Origin of the sequence: Mycobacterium farcinogenes (genome assembly GCF_019739075.1) — a bacterium.
Classification (GTDB): domain Bacteria; phylum Actinomycetota; class Actinomycetes; order Mycobacteriales; family Mycobacteriaceae; genus Mycobacterium; species Mycobacterium senegalense.
Genome location: NZ_CP081673.1, coordinates 4,379,886 through 4,393,917, shown reverse-complemented (window position 1 = coordinate 4,393,917; position 14,032 = coordinate 4,379,886). Strand labels below are relative to the sequence as shown.

Genomic DNA, 14,032 nt, shown 5'->3' with positions numbered 1-14,032 from the left:
GCGCACACACTAGGCTGTCCGCGTGAGTCTTCCCGTTGTTTTGATTGCCGACAAGCTCGCGGAATCGACCGTCGCCGCCCTCGGTGACCAGGTAGAGGTCAGGTGGGTCGACGGTCCGGACCGCGAGAAGTTGCTCGCTGCCGTGCCCGACGCCGATGCGCTCCTGGTACGTTCCGCCACCACGGTGGACGCCGAGGTTCTCGCCGCGGCCGCCAAGCTCAAGATCGTGGCCCGCGCCGGCGTCGGCCTGGACAACGTCGACGTCGACGCCGCCACCGCCCGCGGCGTGCTCGTGGTCAACGCGCCGACCTCCAACATCCACAGCGCCGCCGAGCACGCCCTGGCCCTGCTGCTGGCCACCGCCCGCCAGATCCCGGCCGCCGACGCGACGCTGCGGGAACACACGTGGAAGCGGTCGTCGTTCTCGGGCGTCGAAATCTTCGACAAGACCGTCGGCGTGGTGGGTCTGGGCCGCATCGGGCAGCTGGTCGCCCAGCGGCTGGCCGCCTTCGGCGCGCACATCGTGGCCTACGACCCCTACGTGTCGCAGGCCCGCGCGGCTCAGCTCGGTATCGAATTGCTGCCGCTGGACGAGTTGCTCGGCCGTGCCGACTTCATCTCGGTGCACCTGCCCAAGACCAAGGAGACCGCCGGCCTGCTCGGCAAGGAGAACCTGGCCAAGACCAAGCCGGGCGTCATCATCGTCAACGCCGCTCGCGGCGGCCTGATCGACGAGCAGGCCCTGGCCGACGCGATCACCAGCGGCCACGTACGCGCCGCCGGCCTGGACGTCTTCGCCACCGAACCGTGCACGGACAGCCCGCTGTTCGAGCTGCCGCAGGTCGTCGTCACCCCGCATCTGGGTGCCTCGACCGCCGAGGCCCAGGACCGCGCGGGCACCGACGTGGCCGCCAGCGTGAAGCTGGCGCTGGCCGGCGAGTTCGTACCGGATGCGGTCAACGTCGGCGGCGGCGCCGTCGGCGAAGAGGTGGCGCCGTGGCTGGACCTGGTCCGCAAGCTCGGTCTGCTGGCCGGCGCCCTGTCCGATGCGGCGCCGGTGTCGCTGTCGGTTCAGGCACGCGGCGAGCTGGCCTCCGAAGATGTTGAGATCCTGAAGCTGTCGGCGCTGCGTGGGTTGTTCTCCGCGGTGGTCGACGAGCAGGTGACGTTCGTCAACGCCCCGACGCTGGCTGCCGACCGCGGCGTGACCTCTGAGATCAGCACTGCCACCGAGAGCCCCAACCACCGCAGTGTGGTCGACGTACGTGTCGTGCACGCCGACGGCAGCGCGGTGAACGTCGCGGGCACCTTGAGCGGCCCGCAGCTGGTCGAGAAGATCGTCCAGATCAACGGGCGCAACTTCGACCTGCGCGCCGAGGGCTACAACCTCATCGTCCACTACAACGATCAGCCGGGCGCGCTCGGCAAGATCGGCACCCTGCTGGGTGGGGCCAACGTCAACATCCTGGCCGCGCAGCTGAGCCAGGACGTCGACGGCGACAGCGCCATCGTGATGCTGCGCCTGGACACCGATGTGCCCGAGGATGTGCGCTCCGCGCTCGCATCCGCGGTCGACGCCACCACACTGGAAGTGGTCGACCTGTCATGAAACTCGCAGTCATCGCCGGCGACGGCATCGGCCCCGAGGTCATCGCCGAGGCACTGAAGGTGCTCGACGCGGTCCTGCCGGGCGTGGACCGTACCGAATACGACCTGGGCGCGCGGCGCTACCACGCGACCGGGGAGACCCTGCCCGAGGGATTCGTCGACGAGCTCAAGGGCTATGACGCAATCCTGTTGGGCGCCATCGGTGATCCCTCGGTACCCAGCGGTGTGCTCGAACGCGGCCTGCTGCTCAACATGCGCTTCGCGTTGGACCACCACGTGAACCTGCGGCCGTCGAAGTTGTTCGCCGGGGTCTCCAGCCCGCTGGCGGGCAACCCGGAGATCGACTTCGTGGTGGTGCGCGAAGGAACCGAAGGCCCGTACACCGGCACCGGCGGCGCGATCCGCGTGGACACCCCGCACGAGGTCGCCACCGAGGTGTCGACCAACACCCGGTTCGGTGTCGAGCGCGTGGTGCGTTATGCCTTCGAAAAAGCCCGAGCGCGGCGCAAACACCTCACCCTGGTGCACAAGAACAACGTGCTGGCGTTCGCCGGCTCGCTGTGGAAGCGCACCGTCGACGAGGTCGGTGCTGACTACCCGGACGTCGAGACGGCGTACCAGCACATCGACGCCGCAACCATCCACATGGTCACCGATCCCGGCCGGTTCGACGTGATCGTCACCGACAACCTGTTCGGCGACATCATCACCGACCTGGCGGCCGCGGTCTCCGGCGGCATCGGCTTGGCCGCTTCGGGCAATATCGACGCGACGGGCACCAACCCGTCGATGTTCGAGCCGGTGCACGGCAGCGCCCCCGACATCGCCGGGCAGGGGATCGCCGATCCGACCGCCGCGGTCATGAGCGTGGCGCTGCTGCTGACTCACCTCGGTGAGACCGACGCGGCGGCGCGGGTCGACAAGGCCGTCAGCGAGCACCTGGCCACCCGGGGTGACGCGAAGCTCTCGACCAGCGAGGTCGGCGAGCGGATTCTGTCGCTGCTGTAGCGATCCGGCCTGCGCCTGTGTCAGCGGTGACTGCCCGGTTCGCCACCCTGACGCGTCAGTGCTGGCTTTTCGCGATCGGAGCCTCGTTCTTCACGATCGCCACGGTGCCCGGCTTTCCGGCGCTGGCCGGGTCGGGCATCACGAATGCGCTCTGCTTCGTCGGCTCATGGTTTTTCAGTACGGCGGCGTGGATGCAACTCGTGCTGGCCGGCCAGGGTGTCGAAAGGTGGTCGGCGGCGACTCAATTCGCCGGCACCCTGCTGTTCAACCTGAGCACAGGGGCTGCGGTGTGGGCGCACACCATCATCGGCGAGCGTCGCTACGTGTGGGCCCCCGATGCGACCGGCTCGCTGGCCTTCTTGATCAGCGGAGCGCTGGCGGTCGTGGCGGTCGGCGTGTGGTCACCGAGATCCGTCGACTGGCAGGCCGCGTGGATCAACATGATGGGTTGTGTGGCGTTCGGAGTGTCCGCGCTGGCGGCATTCGTCCGCAAGACCGGCGTGACCGTCGACGAGCGTCTGGCCAACTTCGGCACCTTCATCGGTGCGTTGTGTTTTCTGGCAGCCGCGTTGATGTTGCGTCCCCATGCGGCGTCGGCGCCGGCCACGCGCTGAGGGCGTTGCGATGAATCTGGTGACGCCGACCGGTCTGTACGGGCATGGGACTCATCGAGATCGAACTGTTCGCCACCCTGGACCTCGTCGCGCAGGCGCCGGGCGGACCTGACGAGGACCCCGAGGGCTTCTCATTCGGCGGCTGGCAGGCGCCGCTGATCGACGAGGTTTCGGGTGCCCAGGTCGGCGCTTCGTACCAGGGCGCCGACGCCCTTCTGCTCGGCCGGCGCACCTACGACATCTTCGCCGCCTACTGGCCGCATCAGACCGACGAGTTCGGCACGCTGTTCAACAGCATCCCCAAGTACGTCGCGTCCCGCGGCGCGCCTGACCTGTCGTGGGCCGGTTCCACACAGCTCGGCCCGGATCTGGGTGCTGCCGTGCGTGAGATCCGAGATCGGCATGAACATGTGAAGGTTGTCGGAAGCCTGAACCTGGTCCAGACCCTCTTGCGGGAAAAGCTCTTCGACCGCCTCGACCTGTGGGTGCACCCGATCATGCTGGGAGCGGGGAAGAAGGTTTTCGACGGGGGTTCGGTACCCACCAACGTCACCCTGCTGCAGCCGCCGGTCGCCAGCCCGAGCGGTGTGGTGTTCCTGCGGTACGGACTCGCCGACGGCGTGCCCGCGACGGGTGACATGAGTGATCCGGGCCGCGGATAGCAGCTTTACAACTGCTTGCGCGCTGGGTCGGCCGGCACGAGGGGGACCGCCAACAACGGCAACAACGCACACAGCGCGAACGCGGCCGGATAACCGGCCACCCCGATCAGCGCGCCGACCAATGGTGCGGAGCTCGCGGTCGCCAAGTGCTGGCTGGTGTTCTGCGTGCCCAGTGCGCGCCCGCTCCAGAAGGGGCCGGCGATCTCGGCGATCGCGGTGAACGCCAAACCGTTGTCCGACACCGTGATCACCGACGCGATCACGATCAGCGCGACACTGATCGGTGAACCCAACCAGTCGGTGAGGGCCAGCAGCCCCATCGTCGCAGCAGCCGCCAACGCGATGGTCCGGATGGGCCGCAGCCGCTGTCCGACGACGTCGGACCACCGGCCCGCGGCGATCCGCCCTGCCGCACCCAGCAATTGAGCGATGGTCACCAGTGTGCCGGCCGATGCCGCCGACCAACCCCGGTCGCTCATCAGCCATACCAGCGTGAACGTCCACACCACACCCTGCGGCACCACCAGCAGTACCGAGACCGCATGGATGCGCCACAACACGTTTGAGCCGCGGTACGGGTTGGCCAGGTGCTCGGCCGGAGCCTCATGGCGCGGCGGCCGTGGCGGATCCAGCACTCCCACAGCGCAGATCGCCGCTGCCAGCACACAGACGATCGCGGGGAAGAGCAATGCCGTTGCCACGCCGTGCGATTCGGCCAGGCGCGGAATCACCAACGCGCCCAGGCCGACTCCCAAAGGGGTTGCCGTCTGCCGGATTCCCATCGCCAAGCCGCGCTGTTCCGGAGGAAACCAGCCGACCACGACCCGCCCGCTCGCCGAATTGCTGCTGGCCGCAGCCATTCCGCCCAGCAGCAGGAAGATTCCGACGGTTACCAGGGAGTGCGACGCTGCTGCACCGAACGCGGCGGCAGCGGTCAGCGCCGAGCCCACGGTCAGCACGATCCGTTCGCCGACGCGGTCGACGACGTAGCCCCAGGCGATCAACGTCACCACGAGGCCGAAGCTCGGCATCGAGGACAGTAGGCCGGCCTTGGCCAGGTCCAGGCCGCGCTCGGCATGCAGGGTGGGGATGAGGAACGCCGCGCCGTTGATGAAGACGTTGGCACACGTGGTCGCAGTCAGGGCGATCGCCAACATCGACCAACGGCGAAACGTGCTGATCGACGAGTCGGGCATGCGGCCATCGTGTCACGGATGTCCCAAAATATTGAACTCGTGTCTCATAATATGAGACACGAGTAGCGCTGCCATAGGCTGTGGCGGTGAAGTTGTGGTTGACGGCAACCGTTTTGCTGATATGTGGGTTCCTGGCGGCGCCGAGCGCGACGGCGGCCGCGCCGAACTGGTCAGGGCTGGACGCACGGCACTTCGACACACCGATTCCCGTGGCAGGCACCCTGATCGAGACGGTCCCGCTGGACCCGGCGTTGTCGGTGCCGGGTGCGGCCAGTGCCTATCGCATCCTCTATTCGACTGTCGATCAACATGATTCGCCGGCGCTCAGTACCGCCGCGGTGTTCCTTCCGCACGGTCAGGCCCCGGAGGGTGGCTGGCCGACCATCGCCTGGGCGCACGGCACGGTCGGACTCGGCGACGACTGCGCACCGTCGGCCCAGCCGCGCAGCGCTCGGGATGTGGAATACCTCACCCACTGGCTCGACCAGGGCTACGCCGTCGTCGGCTCCGATTACGCCGGGCTGGGCACTCCGGGACTCATGAGCTACCTCAACGGCGTTGCCACCGCCCACAGCGTCGTCGACTCCGTCATCGCCATGCACCACATGGGCCTGCCGTTGTCGCCGAAGTGGGCACTCGTCGGCCAGTCGCAGGGAGGTGGCGCCGCAGTCAACAGTGCGCGCTGGGCCACCGAGTTCAGCCGGGGGACCGGTCTGGACTACCGCGGCGTGGTGGCCACCGGCACGCCGTTCAACGTCGAGAGCGTCGTCAAACAGGCCGGGCCCGACATGGCGCTGCCGCCCAACCTGGGGCCGGCCGCCAACAGCTACACCGCCTACATTCTCGCCGGGTTCCGCGAGGCCCGCCCCGACATCGACGTCGACAGTGTCCTCACCCCGGCCGGGCTCGATGCCGTCAACAAGGCCGAGACGCTGTGCAAACCGGAGCTCGACCAGCAGCTCACGGCCATGACGCCGACCGGGTTCTTCCGTGCGCCGCTGGCCACCCTGCCGGGAGTGTCGGAAGCCCTCGATGCCTACCTCGGCACCCCGACGAGCGGTTACGACCGGCCGATCTTCCTCGGCGTCGGGCTGCAGGACCGGGATGTCCCGCCCAACATGTCGCTGCAACTCGACGAGCAGTTGCGGGCAAACGGGCAGGACGTCACCCTCAAGGTCTATCCCGACGAAGACCACTCCGGCACCGTGATGGCCTCGGTCCCGGATTCGACGCCGTTCCTCGCCGCGATGTTCGACGGGAGCTGACACCGATCGTCCACGGCACCGTAACTACGCTTGACCAATGCGCTTAGGTCGAATCGCCAGTCCCGACGGCGTCGCTTTCGTCAGTGTCGAAGGCGACGGCGCCGATGCCGTCTGCAAAGAGATCGCCGAGCACCCGTTCGGCACCCCCAACTTCACCGGGCGAAGCTGGCCGCTGGCCGATGTCCGGCTGCTGGCCCCCATCCTCGCCAGCAAGGTCATCTGTATGGGCAAGAACTATGAAGCCCATGCCGCGGAGATGGGCGGGGCGGCCCCCGAGGATCCGGTGATCTTCCTCAAACCCAACACCGCGATCATCGGCCCCAACGTGCCGATCCAGTTGCCGGCCGATGCCCATCCGGTTCACCACGAGGGTGAGCTGGCCATCGTCATCGGGCGACCCTGCAAGGACGTGCCCGCCGCGCGGGCGGCCGAGAACATCTTGGGCTACACCATCGCCAACGACATCTCGGCGCGCGATCAACAGGCCAAGGACGGCCAGTGGATGCGGGCCAAGGGCCATGACACCTTCTGCCCGGTGGGCCCGTGGATCGTCAACGACCTCGACCCCTCCGATCTGGAGATCCGCACCGAGGTCAACGGGGAAGTGCGCCAGCTCAGCCGGACCTCGCTGATGATCCACGACATCGGCGCCATCGTCGAGTGGGTCTCGGCGGTGATGACGCTGCTTCCGGGCGATCTCATCCTCACCGGAACCCCCGAGGGCGTGGGCCCCATCGAAGACGGGGACACCGTGAGCGTCTCCGTCGAGGGCATCGGCACCCTCACCAATCCCGTTGTCCGCAAGAAGAAGTAGAGGAAAGTGATGACATCTCCCGCTGGACCGGTCAGGGTGCGGTTCTGCCCGTCGCCGACCGGAACCCCGCACGTCGGGTTGGTGCGCACCGCGCTGTTCAACTGGGCTTACGCCCGGCATACCGGGGGAGCGTTCGTCTTCCGCATCGAGGACACCGATTCCGCTCGTGACAGCGACGAGAGCTACGCCGCCATTCTCGACGCCCTGCGCTGGTTGGGTCTGGACTGGGACGAGGGCCCCGAGGTGGGCGGCCCCTACGAGCCCTACCGGCAGTCGCAGCGCAGCGAGATCTACCGCGACGTGATCGCGCGCCTGCTCGAGGCCGGCGAGGTCTACGAGGCTTATTCGACACCGGAAGAGGTCGAGGCTCGCCACCACGCCGCGGGCCGGAACCCCAAGTTGGGCTACGACAATTTCGATCGCACGCTCACCGACGAGCAGCGCAAAGCCTTTGCCGACGAGGGTCGTAAGCCCGTGCTGCGTCTGCGGATGCCCGACGAGGATCTGGGCTGGACCGATCTGGTGCGCGGGCCGGTGAGCTTCCCGGCGGGCTCGGTGCCGGATTTCGCGATCACGCGGGCCAACGGAGATCCGTTGTACACCTTGGTGAACCCGGTCGACGACGCGCTGATGAAGATCACCCATGTGCTGCGCGGTGAGGACATCATGCCCTCGACACCGCGCCAGATCGCCCTCTACCGAGCGCTGATGCGGATCGGTGTGGCCGAGCGAGTGCCCGAATTCGCGCATTTGCCAAGTGTTCTCGGTGAGGGCAACAAGAAGCTGTCAAAGCGGGACCCGCAGTCGAACCTCTTCCTGCACCGCGACCGCGGTTTCCTGCCGGAGGGCCTGCTGAACTACCTGGCCCTGCTGGGCTGGGGCATCGCCGACGACCACGACGTGTTCAGTCTCGACGAGATGGTGGCCGCCTTCGACGTGGCCGACGTCAACTCCAATCCGGCGCGGTTCGACCAGAAAAAGGCCGATGCGATCAACGCCGAGCACATCCGGCTGCTGACGCCTGAGGATTTCACCGCCCGGCTGCGTGCGTATCTCGACGCCCACGGCCACGACACGGGTTTGAACGACGCCGCATTCGCCGAGGCCGCGGCACTGATCCAGACCCGCATCGTCGTCCTCGGTGACGCGTGGGGGCTGCTGAAGTTCTTCGACGACGGCTCCTACGAGATCGACGAGAAGGCCGCCGCCAAGGAACTGCGGGAGGAGGCCGTACCGGTCCTGGACGCCGCGCTGAGCGCCTTGGAGGGCGTCGGGGAGTGGAACACCGCCAACATCGAGGCGGCGCTCAAGACGGCGCTCCTGGAGGGTCTGGAGCTCAAGCCTCGTAAGGCGTTCGGACCGATCCGCGTCGCCGTCACGGGCGCGACCATCAGCCCGCCCCTGTTCGAGTCGATGGAGCTGCTGGGTGCCGAGCGCAGCCTGAAGCGGTTACGGGCGGCCCGCGCCGCGCTGTGAACACCCGGGCGCGACGGGCCTTGGTAAAGAGAGCCGAAAATCTTTGGTAGTCTGCTCGTCGGCCCGGAAAGCAAAGCGGGGAAGCCCCCGCCGAGCAGATCGGACCAAAAATTGCCCGTGACCTGCGGTGATGGGCAATTAATGGGGTATGGTGTAATTGGCAACACAGCTGATTCTGGTTCAGCCATTCTAGGTTCGAGTCCTGGTACCCCAGCCATCCGGAGCGGTTCAGCCGGATTAGGTGAGCACGACCGCCTAAGCTATGCTGACCATCCGGAAGTTCTAGCCCCCGTCGTCTAGCGGCCTAGGACGCCGCCCTCTCACGGCGGTAGCGTGGGTTCGAATCCCATCGGGGGTACAGAGGTAAAAGCGTCCAGTTCATACGAACTGGGCGCTTTTGCGTTGGCGGGTGCGGGCCCGCTTGCCTTTGTCACACCAGAGTGGCTGTGGGTGTCGAACGTCACTCTGGCGTGACGACGGGTGAATCTGGGCCGGGTCGGCGACGGCGGACCGCTCGGTTTGTCACGCTGGATTGGCGCTGGGGCTCGACGGCCACTCTGGCGTGACAACCAACTGGCGTGACAACCAATCGCCGGGTGATTGAGATTCGCCTCACAGTCGGCGCGTGAGCGCGTCGGCGGCGGCGAGCAGATCGGCGGCCCAGCGGGCGCCGGGCCGGCGGCCCATGCGGTCGATCGGCCCGGACACCGACACCGCGGCGATCACGGCGCCACGTCCGTCGCGGACGGGGGCCGAGACGCTCGCCACGCCCGGTTCGCGTTCAGCGGCACTCTGCGCCCATCCGCGCTTACGGACCTCGGCCAGTGTGCGGTCGGTGAACTTGGCGGCCGGCAGCACGGCCTGCTGGGTGGCTGCGTCGGCATACGCCAGTAGCACTTTGGCTCCTGATCCGGCCGTCATCGGCAGGTGAGTACCCACCGGCACGGTGTCGCGCAGCCCTGCCGGAGGTTCCAGCGCCACCACGCAGACCCGCGATTGACCCTCTCGCCGGTACAGCTGCACGCTCTCGCCCGTGATCTCGCGCAGGCGGGGCAGTACCGCGGCGCCGGCCGCCAGAAGCGGATCGTTGACGTGGGAGGCCAATTCGGTCAATGCCGGGCCCAGTCGCCAGCGTCCGTCCCCGTCCCGGGCCAGCAGCCGGTGGGTTTCGAGCCCGGCGGCTAGTCGGTGGGCGGTCGCCCGCGGCAGCCCGGTCCGCTCGCACAGTTCGGCCAGCCCGCAAGGTGACTCGGCCACGGTGTGCAGCACACCCACGGCTTTGTCGAGAACGCCGATGCCGCTATCATTTCTCACAGAGAGATACTAACGTCTCGCATTGTGAGATGACAGGCGAGATGACGTCAGTACCGCCCAGCCCTGGCGGACTCTTGATGCAAGCCCGCATTGCCGTTAATCGAATCGAGAAGTAGCGATGGACCAATCGACACAGACATCCGTGAAGCCGCGCACCCTGGCCGAAAAGGTTTGGGACGACCACGTCGTGGCGCGCGGTGAGGGAGAGGGCGCGGCCAAAGAGCCCGACCTGATCTACATCGACCTGCATCTCGTGCACGAGGTCACCAGTCCGCAGGCATTCGACGGCCTCCGATTGGCCGGCCGGCCGGTGCGCCGTCCCGACCTGACGATCGCCACCGAGGACCACAACGTGCCCACGGTCGACATCGACAAGCCGATCGCAGACCCGGTTTCGCGTACCCAGGTCGAGACATTGCGGCGCAACTGCGAGGAATTCGGCATCCGGCTGCACCCGATGGGTGACGCCGAACAGGGCATCGTGCACATCATCGGGCCGCAGTTGGGGTTGACGCAGCCGGGCATGACGGTGGTGTGTGGGGACAGCCACACCTCGACCCATGGCGCGTTCGGTGCCATCGCGATGGGCATCGGCACCTCCGAGGTCGAACACGTGATGGCCACACAGACCTTGCCCCTCAAGCCGTTCAAGACCATGGCGGTCAACGTCGACGGCGTATTGCCGGCCGGGGTGAGCGCCAAAGACATCATCTTGGCCGTCATCGCCAAGATCGGTACCGGCGGTGGCCAGGGGCACGTCATCGAATACCGGGGCAGTGCCATCGAGGCGCTCTCCATGGAAGGTCGGATGACGATCTGCAACATGAGCATCGAGGCCGGGGCCCGCGCCGGCATGGTGGCTCCCGACGAGACCACGTTCGAGTTCCTCAAGGGTCGCCCGCACGCGCCCAAGGGTGCGGATTGGGACGCCGCCGTTGCCGCGTGGAGCCAGTTGCGTACCGACGAGGGCGCCGAATTCGACACCGAGGTTTACCTCGACGCCGCGACGTTGAGCCCGTTCGTGACGTGGGGCACCAATCCGGGGCAGGGTGTCCCGCTGTCTGCGTCGGTTCCGGATCCGGAGTTGATCGGCGACGACGGCGACCGTCAGGCGGCGGAGAAGGCTTTGGCCTACATGGACCTTCGGCCCGGGATGGCGATGCGTGACATCGCCGTGGACACCGTTTTCGTCGGGTCCTGCACCAATGGCCGGATCGAGGATCTGCGGGTGGTCGCAGACGTGCTGCGCGATCGGAAGGTCGCCGACGGCGTGCGGATGCTCGTCGTGCCGGGGTCGATGCGGGTCCGGGCCCAGGCCGAATCGGAAGGTCTCGACCGCATATTCACCGCGGCAGGCGCCGAATGGCGTCAGGCCGGCTGCTCGATGTGTCTTGGTATGAACCCCGACCAATTGTCTCCGGGACAGCGCTGCGCTTCGACGTCCAACCGAAATTTCGAAGGCCGTCAGGGCAAGGGCGGCCGTACGCACCTGGTCTCGCCGGCAGTCGCCGCAGCCACCGCCGTGCGCGGAAAGTTGGCATCCCCGGCCGATCTGCCCGCCGCAACCCACTAAGCAAAGCAAAAGGAGAAGCCCGATGGAGGCTTTTAGCACTCACACCGGCATCGGCGTCCCGCTGCGACGCTCCAATGTCGACACCGACCAGATCATCCCCGCCGTCTATTTGAAGCGGGTCACCCGAACGGGTTTCGAGGACGGATTGTTCGCCGCCTGGCGCTCGGATCCGTCGTTCATCCTGAATCTCCCGCCATTCGACAAGGGCTCGGTGTTGGTCGCCGGACCCGATTTCGGTACCGGATCTTCACGCGAACATGCCGTCTGGGCGCTCATGGACTATGGCTTCCGGGTGGTTATCTCATCCCGTTTCGCCGACATTTTCCGCGGCAACGCCGGCAAGGCCGGGCTATTGGCGGCAGAAGTCGCCCAAGACGATGTCGAGCTGTTATGGAAGCTGATCGAGCAGAATCCAGGCCTGGAAATCACTGTGAATCTTCAAGATCGCAATATCGTCGCCGGAACGGTTGTGGTGCCGTTCAGGATTGACGACTACACGGCCTGGCGGCTGCTCGAAGGACTCGACGATATAGGCCTTACGCTGCGGAAACTCTCTTCGATCGAGGATTACGAGAAGCGCAGGCCGGCCTGGAAGCCGCGCACTCTGCCGGCCTGATTCGGGGCCGTGTACGGGTGCTTCGGCACCCGAATTCGCCGCCTGCCAAACCGGTTTTGGACCCAGCCGGGCGGAGACCAAGTGGGGCAAGCGGATTGCCGGAATGTTCGCTAGCTACGCCTGAAATTGCGCGTGGCTCTTGGAAATCAGTGGTCACAGGGTTTACCGTGTCCTCTAGTCGGTCCAAGGAGGACCACTGGTTTCGGAGGTTTTGGATGAACAAAGCGGAGCTCATCGACGTACTCACAACCAAACTGGGCACCGATCGTCGGCAGGCTACCGCCGCGGTGGAGAACGTTGTGGACACCATCGTCCGCGCGGTGCACAAGGGTGACAGTGTCACGATCACCGGCTTCGGTGTCTTCGAGCAGCGCCGCCGCGCTGCCCGGGTGGCGCGTAACCCGCGTACCGGCGAGACCGTGAAGGTCAAGCCCACCTCGGTGCCGGCTTTCCGTCCCGGCGCACAGTTCAAGGCGGTTGTCTCTGGGGCGCAGCGCCTCCCGGCTGACGGTCCCGCGGTCAAGCGTGGCGTGACCGCCGGTCCGGCCAAGCGCACCGCTGCCAAGAAGACCGCCGCCAAGAAGGCGCCGGCCAAGAAGGCCGCGACCAAGGCCCCGGCCAAGAAGGCCGCGACCAAGGCACCGGCCAAGAAGGCCGCGACCAAGGCGCCCGCCAAGAAGGCCGCGACCAAGGCGCCCGCCAAGAAGGCCGCGACCAAGGCGCCCGCCAAGAAGGCGGCTGTCAAGAAGGCCCCGGCCAAGAAGGCCGCGACCAAGGCACCGGCCAAGAAGGCCGCGACCAAGGCGCCCGCCAAGAAGGCGGCTGCCAAGAAGGCCCCGGCCAAGAAGGGCCGCAAGTAATTACGGTAAAGGCACGTCGTGAGCGGTGACTGAGCTCACGACGTGTCTTTTCTCGTGTCGGTCTAACGTGCCGCGGACAGCGGGCTGCACATATGGTCGGCGGCCACGAGCCGACCGTCGACCAGTGACAGAACCCAGCTGCTGCCTTTGCGATTTCCTGTCGTGGACGGGCGGACGCCGTCACGTTCGCACCACCAGGAAATCAGCCCCGGGATCACCTTGCCTTGTGAGCAGATCACCGGTGTTCCCGCGCGCGCGGCGATGTCGATCAGTCGATGGCGAGCGGTCTTGTGGTCGTCGGCGTAGGCCTCTTCGGTCAGCGCCGGCTCGTTGTGAATGTCCACGCCGAGTTCCTGGCCCAGGGGCTCCAGGGTCTGGTGGCACCGCAACCGATCAGCCGCGTAAAGCGTTGTGGCACCGAATGCCAGTAGTTGCGCGACCAACGCTTCGGCTTGCGCCCGCCCCAACTTGTCGAGCGGACGCTTACGGTCGTCGCCCTTGAAGCGAGACCTCCGTCCGGCCGTACCATGCCGGACGACGATCACCGTCTTGGTGTCTGGCGGCTGTTTTACGAAGCGGCGCAATACTTTTCGATCATGCGGGTAGACCAGCTGATCAGCTGCCGCCGGTACCGGCAGCCAGATGAGCTTGTCCACCTCGTCGTTGGGGGCGAAGTCGCCGCCTGTCGCGCGGGCAGCCCAGTACCAGACCCGTTTGGTTCCCTGGGGAATGTCGTACGAGATCGAGCCCAGCCGGCGACCGAGTTGTGCGGTGTAACCCGTCTCCTCGTGAACCTCGCGCACGGCGGCAACGGGTTCGGTCTCGCCGAGGTCGAGCTTGCCCTTGGGCAGGGACCAGTCGTCGTACCGTGGACGGTGGATCACGGCGACCTCGGTGACGGCTGAGGCATCCTCGCCACGGCGCCACAACACGGCGCCGGCCGCCGGCACGAGCTTGTTGCCCGTTGTCGCTGCTGGCGTGCTGTCCTTCGACACCTCAACTCCTGCAGGTCATTCACCGGCCGGG

The 14,032-nt window shown here is 66.8% G+C and carries 13 protein-coding genes and 2 tRNA genes; 12 read left to right on the top strand and 3 right to left on the bottom strand.

Annotation, left to right across the window (positions count from 1 at the left end):
• Positions 1 to 22 precede the first annotated feature (22 nt).
• Genes serA through K6L26_RS20890 form a run of 4 tightly spaced genes read left to right on the top strand, consistent with a single transcriptional unit; the run spans position 23 to position 3,892 of the window.
• Positions 23 to 1,609: a phosphoglycerate dehydrogenase gene (serA, locus tag K6L26_RS20905; protein WP_036388286.1), complete on the top strand. Its 1,587-nt coding sequence runs from the start codon at positions 23 to 25 to the stop codon at positions 1,607 to 1,609.
• Positions 1,606 to 2,616: a 3-isopropylmalate dehydrogenase gene (locus K6L26_RS20900; RefSeq protein ID WP_221851442.1), complete on the top strand. Its 1,011-nt coding sequence runs from the start codon at positions 1,606 to 1,608 to the stop codon at positions 2,614 to 2,616. Before serA ends, K6L26_RS20900 begins: the two co-directional genes overlap by 4 nt.
• Before the next feature lie 26 nt (positions 2,617 to 2,642).
• A complete protein-coding gene (locus K6L26_RS20895) occupies positions 2,643 to 3,230 on the top strand; it encodes a hypothetical protein (RefSeq protein WP_221853445.1) in 588 nt (195 codons plus the stop codon).
• A 44-nt stretch (positions 3,231 to 3,274) separates the two neighbouring features.
• Complete coding sequence (locus tag K6L26_RS20890; RefSeq protein WP_019343124.1) at positions 3,275 to 3,892, top strand: dihydrofolate reductase family protein; 618 nt, start codon at positions 3,275 to 3,277, stop codon at positions 3,890 to 3,892.
• A gap of 5 nt (positions 3,893 to 3,897) precedes the next feature.
• Here K6L26_RS20890 and K6L26_RS20885 read toward each other — a convergent pair whose 3' ends face one another.
• On the bottom strand, positions 3,898 to 5,088 hold the full coding sequence (locus K6L26_RS20885; RefSeq protein ID WP_221851440.1) for an MFS transporter: 1,191 nt from the start codon (positions 5,086 to 5,088) through the stop codon (positions 3,898 to 3,900).
• A gap of 86 nt (positions 5,089 to 5,174) precedes the next feature.
• Here K6L26_RS20885 and K6L26_RS20880 point away from each other — a divergent pair, with 86 nt between their 5' ends.
• From K6L26_RS20880 to K6L26_RS20860, 5 genes are all read left to right on the top strand, one after another.
• Positions 5,175 to 6,353 (top strand): alpha/beta hydrolase family protein, encoded by a 1,179-nt coding sequence (locus tag K6L26_RS20880; protein WP_109748950.1) that lies wholly within the window; start codon positions 5,175 to 5,177, stop codon positions 6,351 to 6,353.
• A gap of 37 nt (positions 6,354 to 6,390) precedes the next feature.
• A complete protein-coding gene (locus tag K6L26_RS20875; RefSeq protein WP_036388280.1) occupies positions 6,391 to 7,167 on the top strand; it encodes a fumarylacetoacetate hydrolase family protein in 777 nt (258 codons plus the stop codon).
• Positions 7,168 to 7,176: 9 nt separating this feature from the next.
• Positions 7,177 to 8,643, top strand: coding sequence for a glutamate--tRNA ligase (gene gltX / locus K6L26_RS20870; RefSeq protein ID WP_221851438.1), 1,467 nt, complete (start codon positions 7,177 to 7,179; stop codon positions 8,641 to 8,643).
• Positions 8,644 to 8,785: 142 nt separating this feature from the next.
• Positions 8,786 to 8,860, top strand: a tRNA-Gln gene (locus K6L26_RS20865).
• A gap of 68 nt (positions 8,861 to 8,928) precedes the next feature.
• Positions 8,929 to 9,001: transfer RNA gene (locus tag K6L26_RS20860), tRNA-Glu, on the top strand.
• A gap of 254 nt (positions 9,002 to 9,255) precedes the next feature.
• Here K6L26_RS20860 and K6L26_RS20855 read toward each other — a convergent pair.
• Positions 9,256 to 9,957 carry an IclR family transcriptional regulator gene (locus K6L26_RS20855; protein WP_036388277.1) on the bottom strand — a complete coding sequence of 234 codons (702 nt, stop codon included), beginning with the start codon at positions 9,955 to 9,957 and terminating at the stop codon, positions 9,256 to 9,258.
• 118 nt (positions 9,958 to 10,075) lie between these two features.
• Between K6L26_RS20855 and leuC the strand changes: the two genes are divergently transcribed.
• The 3 genes from leuC to K6L26_RS20840 all read left to right on the top strand — a co-directional run bounded on the left by leuC (position 10,076) and on the right by K6L26_RS20840 (position 13,006).
• Positions 10,076 to 11,530 carry a 3-isopropylmalate dehydratase large subunit gene (leuC, locus tag K6L26_RS20850; protein ID WP_019343117.1) on the top strand — a complete coding sequence of 485 codons (1,455 nt, stop codon included), beginning with the start codon at positions 10,076 to 10,078 and terminating at the stop codon, positions 11,528 to 11,530.
• Positions 11,531 to 11,552: 22 nt separating this feature from the next.
• A complete protein-coding gene (leuD, locus tag K6L26_RS20845) occupies positions 11,553 to 12,146 on the top strand; it encodes a 3-isopropylmalate dehydratase small subunit (RefSeq protein ID WP_019343116.1) in 594 nt (197 codons plus the stop codon).
• Between the two features lie 215 nt (positions 12,147 to 12,361).
• Positions 12,362 to 13,006, top strand: a complete 645-nt coding sequence (locus tag K6L26_RS20840; RefSeq protein ID WP_064894552.1) for an HU family DNA-binding protein — start codon at positions 12,362 to 12,364, stop codon at positions 13,004 to 13,006.
• A 62-nt stretch (positions 13,007 to 13,068) separates the two neighbouring features.
• Here K6L26_RS20840 and K6L26_RS20835 read toward each other — a convergent pair whose 3' ends face one another.
• Positions 13,069 to 14,001 carry an 8-oxo-(d)GTP phosphatase MutT1 gene (locus tag K6L26_RS20835; RefSeq protein WP_221851437.1) on the bottom strand — a complete coding sequence of 311 codons (933 nt, stop codon included), beginning with the start codon at positions 13,999 to 14,001 and terminating at the stop codon, positions 13,069 to 13,071.
• Positions 14,002 to 14,032 lie beyond the last annotated feature (31 nt).